Genomic DNA, 20,600 nt, shown 5'->3' with positions numbered 1-20,600 from the left:
CCCTCAGTTCCCGCCGCCACCACCGCCGCCGCCGATGGACGTGGTGTCCTCGGCCTCCGGCTGGATGACGGTGCGGGTGCGGACGCGTTCCACGGCGGCAGCCGCGGAATCCGCGCTGGTTTCCATCGGTTCGGCATAGACCGGATCGGGATTGATGATCATCGCGGCGTAGGTCTGCCGGTTCGCTTCACCGAAAGCCTCCGGATCCAGTATGCCCGATTGCGCGCTGTAGGTGCTGGCGCATCCGGCCAGCAGGCTTCCGCAAAGCAGCAGGGTGGCGGTGTGCTTAATATTCATAGCCTGCACCTTCCGTGGTTTCGGTTGCGGGAGCCGCAGGCGGCAGATCCCGGGGCTGGTAGACATCGCCGTTCAGCAGCACGTCCAGCACGTCGGGCGACGGCACGCGGTCGGTCGGCAGACGCACCTGGTCGGGCCGGATCGGCTGGACGAGGCGCGGCGTCACCACGATCAGCAGTTCCGTCTCGCCGCGCTGATAGCTGGTGGAGCGGAACAGCGAGCCGATGATCGGCAGCGAGCCGAGCAGCGGCAGCTGGTTCGTCGTCGCCTGCGTCTCGTCGCGCAGCAGCCCGGCGATCGCGAAGCTTTCGCCATCGCGAACCTCCAGCGTCGTGCGGGCACGACGTGTCTGCAGGCCGGGCACTGTCAGGCCGCTGATGGTGACGGAGGCGCTGGGATCGATGGAGCTGACTTCCGGCTCCACGACCATGTTGATCACGCCGTTGCCGAGAACAGTCGGCGTGAAGGCGAGGCTGACGCCGAACGGCTTGAACTGGACGGTGATTGCCGTCGCACCGCCATCGCCCGCCCCAATCGAAGCGCTTTGCGCGACCGGCACCGGAAATTCGCCACCGGCAAGGAACGATGCGCTTTCGCCGGAAAGTGCCACCAGGGTCGGCTCCGCCAGAGTGCGCGAGAGTCCGTTGCGCTCCAACGTGTCCAGATAGGCTTCAACGCTTAGGTCGCCCAGTTCGAATAGCGCACCGAATACGCCGAACGCGTCCGTGATCGGGTCGAGCGTGAGGATAGAGGCATCATCGCTATTCGCTTGACGCCCCGCTCCACTGCCGACGGCTGCGCCGAACCGCCCTCCGTCGCTAAAACCGAACCCGCTGACCCCCAACTGCTCACCGATGTTGCGGTTCACTTCGGCAAAGCGCACTTCCAGCATCACCTGCTGGCTGGCACCCATGCCCAGCAGGTTGATCACCCGCTCTCCGGCAAAGGCGCTGGCAAGGCGCATGGCGCGGTCGGCCGCGCCGGCATCGTTGACGGTGCCCGAAAGCACCATGGACCCGTTGGACAGGCCAACCTCGATCGGCTGGCCGGGCAGCAGTTCGCCAAGTTGGCGGCGCATGCCATCGACATCGGGCCCGACGGAAACGTCCATCACCGCGATCACGCGGTTGTTGCGATCGTAAAGCGTCAGGCTGGTCGTACCCAGCGACTTGCCCAGGACGTAGATCGAACGTTCGGACAGCGGCAGGACATCGGCGATCTCGTCGTTGCCGATCATCGCGCGATCGATGCGTTCGGAGGTCGTGACGACCTGGCTCTTGTTGACCGGAACGACCAGTTCGCCTGCGTGCAGGCCGTAGTCGTCGGATTGCGCCAGGGCCGGTGTGGCCAGCGTGGCGAGGGCCAGCGCGGCGGCGGCCGTGAAGGTATTGAAAGTGATCATCTTAGCGCCCCCCCAGGCGACCGACAGGGTATTCGGTGGATTCCGTACCGCGGATCACCGACATGGTCGGCCCCGTCGGACGCGGCGGCGCAGAAGGCTGCGAGGCCTGCTGCTGCGGCGGCGCATAGGACGGCTGCGCATAAACGATTTGCGGAGCGGGCTGGCTGGGCGGCGGCGAACGGGAGGCGCGCCCCGCCAGATAGATGCTCGGATCGCCCAGATCGCGCGACGTCACCGTGGTGAGCGCGCCGGGTTCCTGGTTCTCGACATTGCGCAGCGCCAGGGTCAGCTGGCCCAGGCGGTTGGCCAGCACCAGCTTCTGCGCGCCGTACTGATCAACCTGGACAACCGCGGTGCTGCCGACCGTCGGGTCGGTCGCGTCGTCACTGGCCACCTGGTCGATGGCAAGAACTGGAACACCTTCCATGATCACGTCGATCATCTGGTCATTCGCTGTCGCACCCTCGCCGGGGATCTGGCGGGTCAGCATAATGTCGACGATGTCGCCGGGCCGCACGAAACCGGACACCCCCGTGACTGCGCTCACAGGGATGGAAACGGCGCGCATCCCGTCGGGCAGCAGTGCCGAAAGCACCGCGCGGCCCCCGGACCCGCTGACCTTGTCTGCCAGAACGGGCTCACCCGGCACTATAGGGCGAAGCGCCACGCGCCCGCCCTGCATCGCATCTTCGATGGTCATGAAAGCACCGGTCGGAACTGCCCCAGCCGGGAAGTTCTGCATCCGAAGATTTTCGGGTGTTAGAGGAGAACCGAACTGCAGCGGCTGCGTCGCCACGACGATACGCGTCAACTGCTGCTCCTCTGCAATGCGCTCTTGCTGTTCTTCAACGCCCGAGAACCAGGCGTTCGCCATGAACACAGCGAATATACCGAGAACTACCGCAATCGCGAGTATAGCGAGGTTACGACCCCCCATGACTTTCCCCCCAGAAAGTGAACTGTTAGATTACTGTAGCAAATAAAAAGGCCCCCGCGAGAACTTTCTCGCGGGGGCCTTCTCAAATTAGCAGCTCTTCGTGCCGTTAGTCGCGCCACCGGCGTTGGTCGCAGTGGAGTCGACGCTGCACTCGTAGACGTCCGAGCCCGCACCCTCGATGGCTCGCGTGACGTTCGCGCCGAGGAACAGCGCGGCGGCACCAACGCCGACGCCGACGACGGCGATGATCAGCGCGTATTCGGCAGCCGAGGCGCCGGTTTCGTCAGCGATGAAAGTCTTCAGGAAAGTTTTCATGTCAATATCTCACTTCTTCAGTTGTTCATACCACGCGGCCCGGCTTCTATTTCCGGTTGCCGCTCCTGTCTGAGGTAGAACCCTGGCGCCAGCCCCCTGTTCGATCCGATTCGCTTGAATTTCGATCGTCAGTTCTGGCGCTTGGTGTCTGCCCCCTCGACGCTTCAGAGTTTCCGCAAAATCGGTTCTCGAAGCAAAGAATCCTTAACTCGGAAAAAAACATCTCCGATTTGCAATTACTTAGAGGGGTAATTTCCTAACGTGCACGGTTAACAGGTTGGTAACCATGTTGCACTAATGCTCCATCCGGGGACAGTTTCTGAAAGCGCGACTCGACCTGCCAAGTCGCGAATCGCGGCCCGCCAGTCGATTCGTTGAGGGCGTGGGTGGCCAGCCCGAACAGGGTGGGCTTCGCCAAGTGGCCGATCATCTGTAGTTGGGGAGCCTGGCTAATAGCCGAGCGGGTTGGACGCGAAGTCTATTGCGACCGAAAGAATTCCGTCAGGACGCTTCGGGATCCAGCCGCTGCTCCACTTTTTTCAGGACGAACACCGGAAGTATCACGGACAGCGCAATGCCGAGGAGCGAACTGACGCCGAGCCAGATGGCCATCAGAGAACCTCCGGCCTGGTACATGGCGTAGAAGACCGGTGCCGCGAGGATCAGGCCGCGGATCTCGTTCAGCGCCAGCAGCACCGCTGCTGAGCGTAGAAACCATCGAATGATCGAAAGGCGCCTCTGGGTCATGCCGCAGATATCGCGCAATCTGGTAAATATCGGGTAACTCGGCCGGGAATGACTTAACTCCTTAGTTCCTGACCCTCCAAAGTCCCTTTCACTTCCATCGACTTATACTACGCACCGTCCGCAGTTTTGCTCCAGCACACGGACGATTTTTTGCTCGGCCACTTCGGTCTTGCGACGGTCGACGGCCAGGAAGACGCGGCCCCGCTTCAGCTGCTGCTCCTGGTGGTTGGTCGCCATTCCGTCGACGTCCATATCGCTCAACATCGTGGCCATGGCGGCGCCCGTCGCCCCGATGATGCCGCTGGCCGTGGCCACGGCCGAGTAGGCCGATGCCAGCACCGCGCCCGCCGCCGCGACAGGCCCGACGCCCGGTATCACCAGTATGGCGACGCCCAGTGCAGCGCCGGCGATGCCGCCGCTTGTGACATTGGCCAGCACGCGACTCCTCGTGTGGCCGGCCCGCGCTGGGAAAGGCTCCGTAAACTGGTTGCTGCGCCACAGGAACGAGATCGCAGCCTCGGGTACCTCCAGAGCGAACAGTTCCTTCGCCGCTGTCTCGGCCGCCCCCAGGTCGGGAAAGATCGCGGTGACCGTATGTTCACGCTCCGCCTTCTCCATGCGCCGCGCCTCCTCGAACTCGCGGGCGAAAGCCGCGCGCTGCCCCTCGGTTTCGAACATGACCCGAAGGCCCGAGGATTCGCGCAGGGCTACGATGCTGGGCGAGGCATCCTGCAGATGAAATGTGCGGAGGAGCTGCTCCAGAGTGGAGGGGGAAAGCTTCCTGTCGTTGCCCCTGTTGATCCATTCGACCCCGACCGGGGACTGGTGTTCGACTGGTAGGTAATTCAGCGCCAGCAGATCCCCTGCCTTGACGACAAAAAAGTGTTTCAAAGTTGCCCCTTCGGCCACGAACCAACTACCCCTGTCGAAAGCCGTTTGCGGTAACTGGTGTAAGGGAAATTTCAGCGTCAGGCAACATCAGGACTCTGAAAAGCAAGACCATTTCCCAATCTAACTTGCAGTCCTCTTTGCTGGAACGCCCCATGTGGCAATCTGGAGGACTTGTATAAAACCAACGACTTGGCCCGCTCCGATACGCCTCTGCCGCTATTTTGACTGGAGTTGAGTATACTTGTCCGGTAAACTGTAAACCGGTTCACGGGGGTGCCATGCGCAATGGGGTCATCGCTATCGGCATGATTTGGGCAGCGTTTGCTGCAACCCTTCCGGCTGCAAGCCTCGCGCAGGATGTGGATGTGTCAGCGCCCGAAATCGCCCTGTCGGGCGGGTCCGGCCAAGTCTGGATCACCTCTGTCAGCAGTGCCAGCGTCAACGCCCAGCCTCGCGCCGAAGTGACCGTGGGTTTCGATACCGTCCAGGGCGCGACCCGCTATGCCGTGCGCAGCGAAGATGAAAACGGAATGGCGACCGTGCGGTTTTCCGCGACGCGCCCCAGGCCGGGTGCCGAGAATGCCAGCCTGCCTGTCGGCCTGCCGGTGTCAGGCGCGCGCCTCTCCAGCCGCTATGGCTACCGGGTGCATCCCCTGACCGGGCGCGGCAGCAGCCATCAGGGTCTTGACCTGGCGGTGGCGACGGGGACGCCAGTTTCGGCGACATCGGGCGGCCGCGTGGTCGTGGCCGGATGGTCGGGCGGCTACGGACTGCTCGTCACGATCGATCACGGCGGCGGGGTGGAAACGCGCTACGGACATCTTTCCGCGGTTTCCGTGAGACCGGGAGACATTATCGAGGATGGTCAGATGATCGGCCGCTCCGGTTCCACGGGGCGCTCCACGGGTCCGCACGTTCACTACGAAATCCGGGTCGACGGCTATTCCGTGGATCCGGCAGCCGCGAACTGAAGCTGATCAGCCGGCCTGTGGCGCCGGGATCATTCCTCCACCTACCGACGAGTAGAGTTCGACAATCGATGCCGCCAGCGCTGCCTCGCTGTCGATAAGCGCCTGGCGGCTGCTGATGAGCTGCCGCTGCGAATCCAGTACGTCGAACAGGGTTGCCAGCCCTTCCCGGTACAAGGCGTTGGATTGTTCGAACGCCCTTTCGCTCTCGGCGATGGCTTCACGCAGATCATCGCTCCTGCTCGAATAGGCCTCTATTGCGACAAGCGAGTTCTCCACCTGCGCCATCGCCTGCAATACGGATTGGCGGTACTCGCTGAATCGCGCCTGCATCTCGTATTCGGCAGCTTCGACCTCGGCCCTTCGACGGCCGCCGTCGAACAACGGCAGGTCGAGGGCTGCCCCCAGGCTGCCCAGGAAGTCGGAGACGATCCCTCCGAACGAGCCGTCGCCGATCAGCGCCTGCCCGGAGATGACGAGCGAGGGACGAAGGTCCGCCCGCTCGATGCCGATCTCCGCCGCGGCCTCCACCAGGTCCGCTTCCGCCACCAGGACATCGGGTCGCCGGCGCAGCAGGTCTGCGGGAAACCCGATGGGAAGGCCGTCTTCGAAAGTTGGCACACCGGCGGCCCTGTCACCGACCGGCGGCGGCGTACCGGGTATGTCGCCGGTCAGCACGGCCAGGGCATGGGCAGCCTGCGATCGTTGCAGTTCCAGCAGACCCCTTTGTGCGCGCGTCTGGGCAAGGTCCGCGGCGGCCCTGCGAACATCGAGATTGGCCGACAGTCCCGCTTCGAAGCGCAGGGTGACGATCCGCAGCGTTTCCTGCTGCAACTCGGTGGATTCCTCCAGCAGCGCCAGTCTTTCCCCGGTGCGCCTCAGTTCGATATACTGGCGGGCCACCTCGCCAGCCACGATCCGCCGCCGATCCTCGACCAGGTATTCCGCCGCCGAGACCCTTGCCGCGGCAGCCTCGATCTCGGCCGAGAGCCGGCCCGAGATATCCGGGTCGAACAGCCCGATGACGCCGGCCGAAAGCGTGTCGCTGTCGCTGTCGGAGGTGATGTCGAAACCGATGTCGCCCACGCCGTCTATCGCGGGCAGCCGGTCGCCGCGCTCGGCTCGCAGCAGCGCGCGCGAGGCCGCCAGCCTCTCGCGGGCGGCTGCGATGTCGTAGTTCACGATCAGTGCCTGCTCGACGAGCGTGGTCAGTTCTGCATCGTCGAAGCCGTTCCACCACCGCTCCTCGCCGCCCAGGGGAGGACGATAGTCCGCCGCGAACTCACCGGGCAGTTCGATCTCGGAAGGGCCGGGCGCGTCAGGGATGGTCGTGCTGCAGGCCGATAGTCCCAGCCCCGCAAGAAGCACCAGAAACGGCCTTTCGATCATGCGGCAGACAGCGCGGCGGCCTCGTCCGCCCCTTCGATTTCCTCACGCACGCGACGCAGGTCGACGCTTCGCGGCTCACCAAACCTCGCCAGGCCAAGGTAGATCACCGGGGTAAGGAACAGCGTGAACACCGCCGCTATGCCAAGGCCGCCGAAGATCACCCAGCCAATCGATTGCCGAGCCTCGGCACCTGCACCGCTGGCAAGGATCAGCGGCAGCGCCCCGATGACGGTCGAGACGAGCGTCATGGCGATGGGGCGGAGGCGGATCGTCGCCGCTTCCTCGATAGCCTCGCGCAGTTCGCGACCTTCCTGCCGCAACTGGTCTGCGAATTCGACGATCAGGATGCCGTTCTTCGCCATCAGGCCGATCAGCATCACCAGCCCGATCTGCGAATAGATGTTCAGCGATGTGCCCGACAGGAAAAGCGCCAGCACGGCGGCGGCAAGCGCGAAGGGCACGGACAGGATCACCACCAGCGCGCTCATCAACCCCTCGAACTGCGCGACCAGGACGAGGAATACGATCACCAGTGCGAACAGGTAGGTCAGCAGCAGGTCGTTCCCGGTTTCCTGCAACGACTGCGCCTCTCCCTGCAGCAGCATGTCTATGTCGTCGGCGATTGTTTCATCGGCCAGCCGCTCCATCTCGGCCACTGCGTCGGCCAGCGCCACGCCCGGAGCAATGGCGGCCTCCACTTCGATGGCGCGGCGCTGCTCGGTGCGGTCCAGTTCGGCAGCTATGCCCTGTTCGACGATGGTGGTGACGCTGGACAGCGGTATCAGGAGGCCGTCGCGCCCGCGCACGTACAGGTTTCGCAGGTCTTCGGGGTTGGTGATGGATACCGTCTGCGAGGTGAGGAAGATCGGGATCGACTGGTCACCCACGTTGAGATCGACGACCTCTTCGCCGCCGACCATCGATCGCAGCGTGAGCGAAAGATCGTCGAGATCCGCGCCAAGGTCGGCGGCGCTGCGCCGGTCGATCTGGATCGATATCTGCGGCTGGGTGGGCTGGTACGAGATATCCGGGTTGGAGAGGATTTCGGACTGCGTATCGATCGCCTCCGCCAAGGCCTGTGCAGAGGCGTAGATGCCTTCGTATTCTGCGCCGGTCAGCGCCACCTCTATGCTGTCGTTGCCCCCTCCGCCGAAGCTCAAGGTCCCGCGTCCGCTGGGAGAAGCGCGTGAGCCGGGGATGCGCTCAAGCGGTTCGCGCAGCTGCTGCACCACCTCCGTCTGCCCTATGTCGCGTTCGTCCCAGGGGGCCAGTTCGGCATTCACCTGCACGCGGTTGGGATCGTAGCGACCGACAATCGACAGCATGGAGACGATCGTGCCATCCTCCACCAACGGCTGGAGGACGGCCTCGATCTCGTCCAGTTCGCGGTCCATGAAGGCGAGGCCCACGCCGTCCGGCCCCTGCGCCCGCACGCGCACCGATCCGCGGTCCTCGTCGGGCACCAGTTCGTTGTCGAGCGAGAGATAGAGGAGCCCGCTGGCAAGCGCGACGGCAACGCAGGAGCCCAAGGTTACCCATGGCCGGCCGAGGCAGGCGTGGAGCGCGCCCGTGTAGAGCTTGCGGATCGCACCGCCTGTGCGGGCCAGCCAGTCGCTGACCTGCCGCAGACGACCCTCGCTGCGGTCGTCGTCGCTGGTAAGGTCGATGCGCGCGGCCAGGGCCGGAACCAACGACAGGGCGACGAAGGACGACAGGACTACCGCCAGCGCCAGGACGAAGCCGAATTCCCGGAACAGCCGCCCGGCCTGCGATGGCAGGAAGGATATCGGCACGAATACCGATACTAGGACGGCTGTCGTGGCGACCACGGCGAAGAACACCTGCCGCGTGCCCAGCACCGCCGCCGCGCGCTTGCCGAACCCCTTGTTCTGCAATCGCTGCGCGTTTTCCAGCACGACGATGGCATCGTCCACGATCAGCCCGGTCGCGAGCACCAGCGCGAGCAGGGTCAGCAGGTTGATGGAAAAGCCCATCAGCCAGATGCCGGCGATCACTCCCATCAGGGCGACGGGGATGGTCGTTGCGGGAATGATGGTGGGGCCGATGGCACGGAAAAACACCAGCATGGTCACGAGCACCACGAGGATCGTGAAACCCAGGGTGATCAGAACCTCGCGCACCGACGTGCGGATGAATTCGGCGTCGTCCGATATCACCCGGATGGAGATATCGTCGAACCGCTCGTTCACCCGGCGAACGGTCTCGTTCACCGAATCCGAGATGTCGATGGTGTTGGACCCGGCCTGACGGATGACGCCCAGGCCCACGACGGGCTCGCCGTTCAGGCGCACGAAGTTGGTGGCATCGGCGGGCGCGAAATAGGCCTCCGCCACGTCGCCGATCCGTGTCGTGCCGTCGATCACTACGTCGCGCACGCGCTCGGGATTGCTGGCGTTGGCTTCGGCCCGAACGATCAGTTCCTGCGCATCGCTGCGGAAGCTGCCAACCGGAACGTCGAACGGGGCGCGCTCCAGCGCGGCGGCCACGTCCGAAATCGTCAGGCCGAAGCGGTTGAGCCGCTGCGGATCGATGGCGACGCGCAGCTGCTGGGGGCGCGAACCGAATTCGTCGATGCTGGCCACACCCTCGGCGGTGAGAATTTCAGGAATGATGTCGTTCTGGACGATCTGCGTGAGGCTGGCGGTATCGTATCGATCGCTGGTGACGGCGATGGTGAGGATGGATTCGGCATCCTCGTCGGCCTTGACCACGCGCACCTGTTCCACCCTGTCGGGCAATTCGCGCGTCACGCGCGACACTGCCTCCCGGATATCGGCCGCCGCCGTATCGAGATCGGCACCGGGGTTGAACTCGATCCGGATGCGCGAGTTGTTTTCCTCGCTGGAGGAGCGGATTTCGCGAATTCCGCTGACCCTGGCGGCGGCATTTTCGAGAACGCTGGTGACTTCGGCGTCCATCGTTTCGGGAGCAGCGCCGGGAAACGTGGCGGAGACTGTGACGATGGGACGATCGACGTCGGGCAGTTCGCGCACCTCGACGCCGAAATAGGCTGCCATTCCGGCCAGCACGATCAGCAGGTTGAGGACGCCGATCAGCAGCGGGCGCTTTACCGCCAGCAAAGGAAGATCGTTACGATCAGCGCTCACGATCCGGCTTCCACGGCAGCATCGCCCTGCCCCATCTGCACCGGTACGGTGTCCTGCTGCATGGGCTGCACCAGTGCAACCGCCTGTCCCTCGCGAACCTTCTGGACGCCCTCCACGATGACCATGTCGTTCGCGCCTATTTCAGCGTCGACCAGGGCCAGGCCATCGCGCCGCGAGGTGATCGTCACCGGCACACGCTGCGCGGCCTCGTTCACCACCTGCCAGAGATAGGATCCCTCGCCGCCCCAGACTATCGCCTCCTCAGGCACGGCGGGCCGGGTTATGCCTGCCCCTTCGAACTGGACGCGGAAGCTCATGCCGGGTCGCAGCCGATCGTCCGAATTGTCGATTGCCGTTCGCACGATGTAGGTGCGCTGTTCGCTGGCGATGGAACTGTCCACCGCAACGACCCTTGCGGACATGGTCCTGTCGGGGTCGGAAAAGGGCGTCACGTCCACCACGGTTCCGGCACTCAGGCGAGAGAAAGCGCCTTCGGGTGCAGGGAAATCGACATACAGGGTGGAGCGCTGATCGAGCTGAGCAATCAGCGTATCCGGCCCGATCCTGTCACCGGGGTCGACCTCGGTCAGGCCGATATGTCCGCTGAAGGGCGCGCGCACCGTACGGTCGGCCAGGGCCGCGCGGGCCTGCTCCAGTTCGACCCGTGCGCTGGCGAGGGCCGTCTCACCGGCCTCGATCTGGCTTTCCGATATGGCGCCGGTATCCTCGATGCGACGATAGCGCGCAAGCAGCTGCGAGGCTTCCTGTACCTGCACCCGCGCAAGGTCCACCGCCAGCCGCTCCTGCCGGGAATCGAGGACCACGAGCGGCTGTCCCTCGCGCACGAAGTCGCCTGCGGAAAATCGCACCGCGACAACGCGCCCGGCGGTTTCCGGATAGAGATCGGCCGACGTCGAAGCTCTTGCGGAGCCGACCGCCTCCACGGTCAGTTGCTCCGCCAGCATCACGGGGTTCTCGGCCACGATGGCGACGGGATCGTCAGCTTCCCTTTCCGCGTCCTCCGAACAGGCCGCGAGAAAGAATGCCACGATTGCACACATGAGATGGGGGGCTCTCATCACGAGGGTTGTAGACGACTGGTCAGTCATTGAAAGCCATGCTTTAGGCTCTGTTTTCGCCGGGCGCCCTACCCCCTCCCGGGCGCGAAGCTTCAGGAGACTTGCAATCTCCCGAAGCGCTGCAAAGATGCCCGTAGAGAGAGGATGCCGGGAATCGCTCCCCGGCGACGGGGGTCATGTTCATGCATCTGCGATTTCACCTGATCGGTTTTTCCCTTCTGCTTGCCGGCACGTGTCTGCCGGGTCTGGCCGCCGAGGCCGACGCACAATCGGCACATGATCACCAGCAGACCGTGGCCAACGCAGACGCGCTGCCGGCAGCGGTCCGTCCCCTGCTATGGTCCGACCCTGCATCCTGGCCCGATGGCCGAGTGCCGGACGCGGGCGACGCGGTAACGATCGCGCGAGGAACCGACGTCGTTCTCGACATCGCTCCACCTCCCCTGCGCAGCCTGACGATCGATGGCACGCTCCGCTTTTCCGACGCGCTCGACATCGATCTGGCAACCGACTGGATCTACGTGCGCGGCGGCGCCCTGCATATCGGCAGCGAGGACGAGCCGCACACCAGCAAGGCCACGATCACCCTCACCGATGCCTTCCCCGGAGAGGACATCAACACGATGGGCGATCGCGGGATCATGCTGATGGGCGGCACGCTCAGCCTGCAGGGCAATCGCGACCACAGCTGGACCAAGCTGGCGCGCACCGCCGAGGCCGGAAGCTCGTCCATCGAAGTGCTTGATGCAGGCGACTGGCGACAGGGCGACGAGATCGTGCTCGCTTCTACCGACTTCGACCCGCGCCAGTCCGAAAAGCGCACGGTGACCGCCGTTGAAGGCAACGTCATCACACTGGATCGCCCGCTAGAGTTCATGCATTTCGGAGCTATCACCCACGGCGTCGACCAGCGCGGAGAAGTGGGGCTGCTGACGCGCAATATCCGCATCCAGTCGTCAGAGGATTCCGAAGAGTCCTATTTCGGCGGACACATCATGGCGATGTCGGGCTCCCGGATGTTCGTCTCGGGCGTAGAGCTGTTCCGCATGGGCCAGCACCTGAACCTGGCGCGCTATCCCATCCACTGGCACCTGATCGGTGAAGGCCTCGGCCAGTACGTCCGTAATTCCGCGATCCATAACAGCTACAATCGCTGCGTTACAGTGCATGGCACGAACAACGCGCGGGTGGAAAACAACGTGACCTTCGACACTGTCGGTCACTGCTTCTTCCTCGAGGATGGCGTGGAGACGGGCAACCAGTTCGTGCGCAACCTCGGCATCCAGACCAAGTGCCACCCCACCCTGCCCTGCATCCCCACCAACCTGGCGCCGGGCCGTCCGATCACCGGGCCGGAGGGGCAGGCATCCGAGCACATCCTGCTTCCCTCCGACAACACGGCCTCCACCTTCTGGATCACGAACCCGGACAACATCTATCGCGACAACGTGGCCGCCGGCTCCGATCAGATCGGGTTCTGGTTCGCGCTGCCAGTGCATCCGACGGGCGCCTTTGAAGGCACGCAGACCAGCGAGAATACCTGGCCGCGCCGCACCCGCGTGCGCGAGTTCAGCGGCAATACCGCCCATTCCAATTTCGATGGCCTGATGTTCGACCGCGGCCCCAACCCCGACGGCACTTTCAGCGTGGGGGGCAGCAACTACCACTTCCCCACTCTCGACCCGTCAAACCCCGACACCGAACCGCAGGTTTCGTTGTTCGAGGATTTCACCGGCTACAAGAACCGCAACGGTGCGGTCTGGGCGCGCGGGGAACTGCACCTGTTCCGCAACCTACGCGTTGCCGACAATGCCATCGGCTTCACGCACGCCGCGTCCGCAGTGGGCAGGGCCGAATATACCTCGCGCGTCGTGGACTCGGTGTTCGTCGGCGAGAGCGAGAACATCGGCAATCCCTCGACGGCCGAGGAGATCGCCTACGGCCGCAGCCTGCCCACCGAATACGCGGATTTTCCCATCCGGGGCTATGAATTCTACGACCTGCGGCACGACGTTCAGGACACGACGTTCGTGAACTTTCAGCCGAACGAACGCCGCGATGCCGGGGCCTTGTCCTACCTGATGTATACCAGTTTCGGCATGAGCACGGAGAACGCCGTGGAAGGGGCGACTTTCGTCAATTCCAAGCCGGTCAGCTTCCCGCCGGTCGTGCGCCGCTGGGCTTCCGATTTCGGCCGCAAGAATGCCTGGCGCGGCGCGACGATCCGGGACCGCGACGGTTCCGTTAGTGGCATACCCGGCGCCTACATCGTTCTCGACAACGGGATCGCCTCCGACGAAGATGCCTGCGAAATGAAGCCCGACTGGGGCGCTGCCGTCTGCCAGGGGGACTTCGGCCGCTTCAGCGTGGGTGGCATGTTCGGCTTCGGCAATGGTCCCATCGCCGATCCGGTCATCCTCAGCCGCAACGGCAGGCGCTTCGAATACACCGGTGAGACGACCCTGCGTAGCGGCGCGGAAGTGCGCGTGGAGACCAGCAGGAAGGATCTGTCATTGTCCCTGCGGGAAATGGACGATGGCTCCTCGGTCATCGTCGAACTGCCCGGTTTCACCTCGGCCAGTGCCGGGGCGATGCAACCCGATCTCGATTCCTTGCACGCGGCTTCGGAAACGTCCTGGTACCGCGGAGAGGACGCCTTGTGGGTCAAGCTGGTGGTCAACAATGGGGGCGATGGCAGCATGCTCAGCCCCAGCGGCGGCGTGGGCGCGAGCCTTACGGGCCCTGGCCCCGGCGGCGCTTTCATCGCGGGGGCGAGCCTGGAAGTCAGCAGGTAGTGCGGTTTGGGAAGTAATTACTCGCACGACGGGCCCAGCAGCCCGCTTGCGCGGCGCCTTCGAAAGCCAAGGGACTTCTCAGAACCTACCGCTCTGTCTTCAACAATTGTCCGCAACCCGGTCGCTAGCGACTGTGGGACTTCTTTGCCGAAGGATAATTTGCACATCCATTTCAATGCGCAGTGAGCTAGAGCTTGCGCGTTTAGTCGCTGAATGCTTTCATCAAACCATCGAAAGGGGGCGGCGTGGTAAATCTTCTCGTGGTGACCCTGATTGCCGGCGTGCTAGTTAGTGCAAGTCTATATCTGCACTACGCAGTGCTCAGGAAATGCGCTCGATTGATTTTCAGCGGTGAAATGAAAATCAGGCGGCCTATCATCTTTGTCATGAGCATGATTTTTATCGCTCATTTGGCCGAAGTAATGTTGTTTGCGCTGACATACTACCTGCTCCACTGGCACACCTCGTTAGGTGAGCTGCAGGGTGCAAGCGCCGGAGACGCATCCGGCCTGACGGGGTACTTCTATTTCTCGATATCGTCCTACACGACCCTTGGTGTCGGCGACATTCTTCCCATCGGAACCATCCGTATTCTTGCAGGCATTGAAGCGCTTACGGGCCTCGTTCTCATCGCCTGGAGCGCATCGTTCAGCTATCTGATGATGGAGAGACTTTGGCGTGAACCAGAGCTTGAGAGCTAATAAGGCAAGAACACCAAATCGAGAATTGGCTGTCGAAATTGTTCAGCCGCCTTCGGCCGCGAATGATCTGAAGCTCACTTCTTGAAAAGTCTGGAATTCTGAGTTGGGGCTTGCTTGAAATGGGCAAGTTCTGCTTTCTGCATTGAAGCAGGATTGACTAATCCAAGCCAAGGCTGATCGGGCTGGCTGGTATTTCGGGGGCAAAGACCTGACTTCTACAGACATCTTTATTTCCTACAGCCGGGAGGATCACGACAAGGCGAGCGTCGTCGCCAGTTGCCTTGAGCGCGAAGGTTACGATGTCTGGTGGGACGATGCTCTCCATTCCGGCGACAGCTTCGACATGGTTATCGAAGACCACCTGAACGAGGCCAAGGCGGTTGTAGTCCTATGGTCTCCGCGCTCGGTAAGGTCCCGCTGGGTGCGCGCCGAAGCCACTTCCGCAGATCGGCGCAGGAAGCTCGCCCCTGCGATAATCGAGCCATGTGAACGCCCGATAATCTTCGAACTCATCCACACGGCCGACCTGAGCGAGTGGGACAACGATCCGCAGCATCCAGCTTGGCTCTCCTTCCTGAGAGATCTGAAGCGGACGATGAGCCAGGTCATGGCGCAAAGAGGTGAAGTCGCCGCGGCATCGGACTTGCCTCAAGAACCCCCTGCAATTCCGGACCCCGTCCCCCAGATGGACGTGCCGGAGCCAGCGGGCGGCGACGAGGACGAGGGTGAGGCCTTCGAAGCGACGCAATTCTTTACCTCGTCCTCGGCACCCTACAGGTCTGTGTCCCGCCTGCTGCTGATCGAGCAAGGAAAAGTGATCGAAGACTTCGAGGTCGGTCCCCTGGGTGCCACGGTGGGCAGGGTCGCACCCGCAGACATTATTCTCGATGATCGAAGGATCTCTCGCCGCCATTGCATGATCGAGGTCGAAGGCGATGATCTTGTGGTAACCGATCTGAACTCCACAAATGGCACGTACGTCGACGGGGTCCGAGTGAGCGAGCCGACCAGACTGCCGCCGGGTTCGGTGCTGCATATCGGCGGGATCGAACTGCTGCACGATGACGGGCAATCGAGCGATGCGTAATCCGGAGGTTCGGACCAACGTCGCTCTGAAGCATCCACCCAGGCCGCGCCTCACCTTGAACGTCGGAATTACCGGCCACCGCGCGAATGTCCTCCCTGACGAACTCGCCGACGCACTTCACGACAGGTTGAGCGAAATATTCGTGCAACTGCGAGAAACAGTGCTTCAGTTGCACGCCGCAGACTCTTCGCTTTTCGCCGAGGATGCTCCTTCTTTCCGGTTACATAGCGGTCTCGCAACCGGGGCGGACCAGATCGCCGCGCTCAGCGCCAGCGACAACAGCTTTTATGTCCGCGCTCTCCTGCCATTCCCTTCCGAAGAATACGCGCGCGATTTCACGAAGCGGGAAGAGCATATCAAGTTCCAGGAGCACCTGGGAACCTCCGATGAGATCTTCGCCTTGCCAGGATGCCGAACTGCAGAAGACGCTGCCTACGTCTTGGTCGGCAAGGGGATCATCGCTGCTTCCGATATCCTGATCGCGGTATGGGACGGCGGGAAAGGCAATGGGCCGGGTGGGACCGCGCACGTCGTGGACCTGGCCCTGCGGGCAGGCGTGGCGGTCCTGCATGTCCCGTTCAATCGGGAGGCACGGCAATTCGAGCCGGTCCGTCTGATTACCGGCGGCGATGCCATAGAGCCAATTCACGAACCGTTGGGAAGCGAAGCCCAGTATGAACGCCTCATTCGCGACATTCTCTGGCTCGAGAACGAACAGGCAAAGGCAGCACTCAGCCACTATTACCGGGAGACCGAAATCCTGATCAATCGGCGGATCGAGTATCCGGTGATGTTATGGCTCCTGGGTATCAAGAAGCTCGGAAAGCATCCCTGGCGGCAACAGTCGATCGCTCAGAACATGCAGGAGCGTATCGGGGGCTCCCGCGACAAGGACGATTCCCATTTCGCCGCGTATAACTGGGCGAATTTTCTCGCCATACGCTGCGCACAACGCTTCAGAAGCGGTCACGTGACGAACTATCTGCTGGCTGCGTTGGCCGTGCTGGTGGCCCTTTCCGGGCTGTTCTTCCCGGCAGCGAAACCCTTTCTGGTCGCGGGTGAATTGGTGATCATCTACCTGCTCTTTTCCAATACGCGCTACGGCATGAGCCGCGACTGGCATCGGCGCTGGCTGCAATACCGGCACTTGGCCGAATCGCTTCGTCCCCTCGCCTATCTCAAGCGCACGGGCCTCTCAGCTCCTCCCTTCCGGAATAGCTATGCCTTCAAGAAGGCGGGCACTGCCACGCCAGACTGGACGCGCTGGTATGCCACCGCGATCTGGCGCGAGATGACAAACCCGGTGGGCGTGGTCGATGAGGATATGGTCAGGCAGTTGGCCGATGAAATCAGGACCGAGCAGATCGCACCGCAAATCGCCTATCACAAGTTCAACGCCGAGCGGATGCAACATCTCGATCATCAGCTCCACGAGGTAGGCAACTTCCTGATGGGCGCAGTGATCGCAGCCTGCGCCTGCTACCTGGTCGGCTATTTCGTGGCTTACGAATTTATCTCGGAATGGACGTATTTCTTCGTGTTCGTCACCGCCGGCTTTCCTGCACTGGGTGCGGCCGTCTTCGGCCTGAGAGGGCACGGCGAACACTTGCTGACGGCAAGCCGTTCGCGCAGCACGATCAACAGTCTCACGGTGAACGACCGACGCATCGCCTCGCTGACCGAACTTGAAGAGCTGAACGCGGAACTGGAAAAGACCGCCGAGATCATGCTCGAAGACCTGGGCGAGTGGAACGTGGCCTACAGCGAGCGCGCCCTGCAGGTACCCGCCTGATCCGAACAGCTGGCTATTGCAGCGTTTCCTGCGACTGGCGCAACATGCCGCGAAGATAACCGCGGGTCTGGTAGGCATTGGCCATCAGTTGCGCAGCATCCATCGCCGAGGATTCTTGCCGCATGGAAGCTTCCAGCGAGTCGAGATAGGCACCGTATTCTCGCGCTCTTTCGGCATTCTCGCGGCGCACCTGTTGCGCAGCACGTGCATCTTCCCCGGCGAGCATCCCGGGCCGATCCCGCCTTTCCAGTTCAATAATCCGGTCAACCAGGCTGCGGCTTTCTCGCACCGCGCTCCTGAACTCGCTCATGGTCGCGGAACTCACCGTGTTTCCGCTACCCGTCTCTACGGGCAGCGGGGTTGCCATGGCTGCACTGCTCGGCTGCAGCGGGCGGTCGGCGTTCGCAACCGCAGAACTGGGCTCCGCAATGGCCAGGGCCGTTGCCTCCACTTCCGGCACGCGAAGGTCGGCGAGGGTCGAGTTGAATTCGCCCGCAGTAGCTATCAGGTCGCGCATCGCACCGAGGGCGTCCTCATCGCTGGTGCTTTCCGACACCCGCCTGCTTGCCTGAGTGATCACGGCGAGGCCATCGCTGAGGGTCGAGACAGCCCCCTCGTTGGCGTTCCTGGTGGGCGCGGGTATCGCGTCAAACCGTCGTCGCGACGTTTCGGCATAGCTCGAGGCGAACTGCGTGAGCAGGGGTTGCAAACCGCCTTCCAGAGGGACTGACGGATCATCCGGCAGGTCGGTGGGCAGCGCCAGCAGATCCACCAGTGTGTCCGAAATCCCTGCCGCCCGTGCTTCGTCTGCCAATGCCGACAGAATGGCTTCGCTGTCTGCAATCGAATACCCGGCTTCTCCCTCTTCTGGCAGCTCTGCCAGGGCGGATCCCGCCTGTTCGTCGCCGCTCGAGAGAAGATATGCACCTGAAGCAGCCACCACCAGTGCTGCCCCGATCCCGGCGATCACCAGCTTGGACTTGCCTGTCCTTGAATCCTGGCTTCCTTCGTCAGACCCGGATGGTTTTCCCTCTGCGACTGCGGATTTCTTCTTCGCATCTTGCTTATCGGGAGAGGCGATTGATTCAGGCGCAGCAAGCGGAACGTCCGCTGTCGCAGGCGCCTGGTCGGCTTCTTGCAGGGGCTCTTCGCTGCGGTCCTCCCGATCCTTGGGAGAAAGGTACTCAGCCTTGCTTGGCGTATCAGGGACCCCCGTCGCAATACGATTCTTCGACAGGCCTGAGCCGGCAGAGGACGCGACAGCATACAGGTCGTCGGCGAAGCCTCCGATGCGTGTCCTGTCGTCCTCATCCTCCTCGTCGTCGGCTTCATTGGCCGGCGCCATCCCGGCCGCGGATCCGGATTCCAGCAACTCCAGCCAACGGGCAATGGATTGCGGACGCTCGTCGGGCCGCAAGGCCATCGCAGCATCGATCCCGCTCAGAAATTCCTTGCTGAAGCCGGGCAGATCCCGTTCCACCAGAGGCTGCCCGGCTTCTCCATGGACACGTTCCAGCACTTCGGCCGGCTTCTCGCCGGTGATGCATTCGTAGAGCACGACACCCAAGGCATAGATATCTGTCCAGGGGCCCTGCTCGTAGGTGCGTACGTACTGCTCGATCGCTGCATAGGGTGGGGTGTGAAACGTGACGGTCGTGCTGGTGGCCTCGCCGGATTCAAAGCGGGCCGAGCCGAAATCGATCAGGACCGACCGGCCATCATCGCCAACCATGATGTTGGGCGGCTTGATATCGCGATGGAGAACGCCGACGCGGTGTGCACGATCCAGTCCTTCGCAGATGGGTATGATCATCTTGCGGAGACTGGCTTCGTTGAAGCGCATACCCTGCTTGAGCAGCCTGGAGAGCGGAGTGCCGTCCTCGAAATCCATGACCATGTAGGCCGTGCCGTGAATCTCGAACAGGCTCCTTACGCTTACGATGTTGGGATGCCGACTCGGCGTGGAGAGGTTCCACAGCAATTTGGCCTCTTCCACGAATTTTTTCAGGCCCAGAGCGTGGACTTCCTCCGCACTGGAATCCACCGGGACAACCGTCTCGTCGTCATTTCGTTCGCTTGTGGCGCTGGGAAAATATTCTTTTATTGCAACAAGTTCATCGAAATATATACCCCGTCCCTTATAGACGATGCCAAAACCTCCGACGCCCAGGACTTCCTCCAGCCTCCATTCGCGAAGTATCGTACCAGCTGGCAGAGCACGATTACTGTATGTCTTTGACATTTTAGAATTGCCCCCTGGCCTTGGCCGCAAGACAAGTGTGCACTATGTTGCCATGGCTGCCAACTATCGTTGGATTTACTGATCGGGGCGAAATGTGATTTTCTTGAGCGCGTCTTGCACCGACATCGGAAAGAAGCGCAAGCTCAACGAAGATGCCATTCTCGATGACGCCGGAAGCGGCATCTGGGCCGTCGCCGACGGCATGGGTGGGCACGAAGCCGGCGAGGTGGCCTCGGCCCAGATTGTCGAGGCTCTTTCAGAAATGAAAGGAGGCGGCGGTCTGCAGTCGGACAAGGATCTGGCCTGTGAGAGACTGCAGGAAGTCAATGCCAGCCTCATTACCTTGGCACGCACTTCCGGTGACGATGACAAGACCATCGGCTCCACAGTTGCCGGCCTACTGATCCGCGACCATCGGTATTGCTGCATTTGGGCCGGCGACAGTCGGGTCTATCTGGTTCGCGATCGCACCATCGCACAACTTACGACCGACCACAGCCTGGTGAACGATCTCGTCAGATCCGGCATGGTCAGCCCTGAAGAGGCCGTTTCGCATCCGGATTCCAACGTCATTACGCGTGCGGTCGGAGCAAAGTCACAGCTCGTGCTCGATACCTGCGAGGACAAGGTGCTGGCAGGAGACATTTTCCTGCTGACAACCGATGGAGTGAACCGCGTCGTTTCCGACGAAGAGCTTTGTGACATTCTACTCACGAGAAACCCGGGCCAGGCAGTCGAGACAGTTCGGCATGCTGTCCTATCTCGCGGCGCTCCCGATAATTTGAGTATTGTCGTCGTGCGCGTCGCTTGATCGCCGTATGCGATTTCTT

Annotated in this window: 16 protein-coding genes; 6 read left to right on the top strand and 10 right to left on the bottom strand. The window is 62.5% G+C overall.

What is annotated here, in order from left to right:
- Positions 1-3 precede the first annotated feature (3 nt).
- From AAA989_RS11125 to AAA989_RS11100, 6 genes are all read right to left on the bottom strand, one after another.
- Positions 4-297, bottom strand: coding sequence for a hypothetical protein (locus AAA989_RS11125; protein WP_338243557.1), 294 nt, complete (start codon positions 295-297; stop codon positions 4-6).
- The gene (locus tag AAA989_RS11120; protein ID WP_338243556.1) at positions 287-1,699 is read right to left on the bottom strand and encodes a type II and III secretion system protein family protein; all 1,413 of its coding nucleotides are present in this window, start codon (positions 1,697-1,699) and stop codon (positions 287-289) included. Before AAA989_RS11120 ends, AAA989_RS11125 begins: the two co-directional genes overlap by 11 nt.
- 1 nt (position 1,700) lies before the next feature.
- The gene (gene cpaB / locus AAA989_RS11115; protein WP_338243554.1) at positions 1,701-2,636 is read right to left on the bottom strand and encodes a Flp pilus assembly protein CpaB; all 936 of its coding nucleotides are present in this window, start codon (positions 2,634-2,636) and stop codon (positions 1,701-1,703) included.
- A gap of 87 nt (positions 2,637-2,723) precedes the next feature.
- A complete protein-coding gene (locus tag AAA989_RS11110) occupies positions 2,724-2,951 on the bottom strand; it encodes a Flp family type IVb pilin (RefSeq protein WP_338243552.1) in 228 nt (75 codons plus the stop codon).
- Positions 2,952-3,452: 501 nt separating this feature from the next.
- The gene (locus tag AAA989_RS11105; protein WP_338243550.1) at positions 3,453-3,698 is read right to left on the bottom strand and encodes a hypothetical protein; all 246 of its coding nucleotides are present in this window, start codon (positions 3,696-3,698) and stop codon (positions 3,453-3,455) included.
- A 102-nt stretch (positions 3,699-3,800) separates the two neighbouring features.
- Entirely contained in the window at positions 3,801-4,589 is a 789-nt protein-coding gene (locus tag AAA989_RS11100) for a hypothetical protein (protein WP_338243548.1), read from the bottom strand.
- Positions 4,590-4,954: 365 nt separating this feature from the next.
- Between AAA989_RS11100 and AAA989_RS11095 the strand changes: the two genes are divergently transcribed.
- A complete protein-coding gene (locus AAA989_RS11095) occupies positions 4,955-5,560 on the top strand; it encodes a M23 family metallopeptidase (RefSeq protein ID WP_338243546.1) in 606 nt (201 codons plus the stop codon).
- A 6-nt stretch (positions 5,561-5,566) separates the two neighbouring features.
- Here the strand turns inward: AAA989_RS11095 and AAA989_RS11090 are convergent, their stop codons facing one another.
- From AAA989_RS11090 to AAA989_RS11080, 3 genes are read right to left on the bottom strand one after another with little or no spacing between them, the layout of a single operon-like run.
- Positions 5,567-6,946, bottom strand: coding sequence for an efflux transporter outer membrane subunit (locus AAA989_RS11090; protein WP_338243544.1), 1,380 nt, complete (start codon positions 6,944-6,946; stop codon positions 5,567-5,569).
- Positions 6,943-10,074, bottom strand: a complete 3,132-nt coding sequence (locus AAA989_RS11085) for an efflux RND transporter permease subunit (RefSeq protein WP_338243542.1) — start codon at positions 10,072-10,074, stop codon at positions 6,943-6,945. The genes AAA989_RS11090 and AAA989_RS11085 overlap by 4 nt, the downstream gene beginning before the upstream one ends.
- Complete coding sequence (locus tag AAA989_RS11080; RefSeq protein ID WP_338243540.1) at positions 10,071-11,153, bottom strand: efflux RND transporter periplasmic adaptor subunit; 1,083 nt, start codon at positions 11,151-11,153, stop codon at positions 10,071-10,073. Before AAA989_RS11080 ends, AAA989_RS11085 begins: the two co-directional genes overlap by 4 nt.
- Positions 11,154-11,335: 182 nt before the next feature.
- Here AAA989_RS11080 and AAA989_RS11075 point away from each other — a divergent pair, with 182 nt between their 5' ends.
- The 4 genes from AAA989_RS11075 (at position 11,336) to AAA989_RS11060 (ending at position 17,528) form a co-directional block, all read left to right on the top strand.
- On the top strand, positions 11,336-13,948 hold the full coding sequence (locus tag AAA989_RS11075) for a G8 domain-containing protein (protein WP_338243538.1): 2,613 nt from the start codon (positions 11,336-11,338) through the stop codon (positions 13,946-13,948).
- Positions 13,949-14,193: 245 nt separating this feature from the next.
- A complete protein-coding gene (locus AAA989_RS11070) occupies positions 14,194-14,649 on the top strand; it encodes an ion channel (protein ID WP_338243536.1) in 456 nt (151 codons plus the stop codon).
- A 160-nt stretch (positions 14,650-14,809) separates the two neighbouring features.
- On the top strand, positions 14,810-15,736 hold the full coding sequence (locus AAA989_RS11065; protein ID WP_338245514.1) for a TIR domain-containing protein: 927 nt from the start codon (positions 14,810-14,812) through the stop codon (positions 15,734-15,736).
- On the top strand, positions 15,711-17,528 hold the full coding sequence (locus tag AAA989_RS11060) for a hypothetical protein (protein WP_338243534.1): 1,818 nt from the start codon (positions 15,711-15,713) through the stop codon (positions 17,526-17,528). The genes AAA989_RS11065 and AAA989_RS11060 overlap by 26 nt, the downstream gene beginning before the upstream one ends.
- Before the next feature lie 13 nt (positions 17,529-17,541).
- On the opposite strand, the gene AAA989_RS11055 is transcribed toward AAA989_RS11060, so the two are convergent.
- Positions 17,542-19,770 carry a serine/threonine protein kinase gene (locus AAA989_RS11055; RefSeq protein WP_338243532.1) on the bottom strand — a complete coding sequence of 743 codons (2,229 nt, stop codon included), beginning with the start codon at positions 19,768-19,770 and terminating at the stop codon, positions 17,542-17,544.
- A gap of 94 nt (positions 19,771-19,864) precedes the next feature.
- Here AAA989_RS11055 and AAA989_RS11050 point away from each other — a divergent pair, with 94 nt between their 5' ends.
- Entirely contained in the window at positions 19,865-20,581 is a 717-nt protein-coding gene (locus tag AAA989_RS11050; RefSeq protein ID WP_338243530.1) for a PP2C family protein-serine/threonine phosphatase, read from the top strand.
- The last annotated feature ends 19 nt before the right edge of the window (positions 20,582-20,600 follow it).

The organism is Aurantiacibacter hainanensis (assembly GCF_036321025.1).
Classification (GTDB): Bacteria; Pseudomonadota; Alphaproteobacteria; order Sphingomonadales; family Sphingomonadaceae; genus Alteraurantiacibacter; species Alteraurantiacibacter hainanensis.
This window is presented reverse-complemented; position numbering and strand designations above follow the sequence as displayed.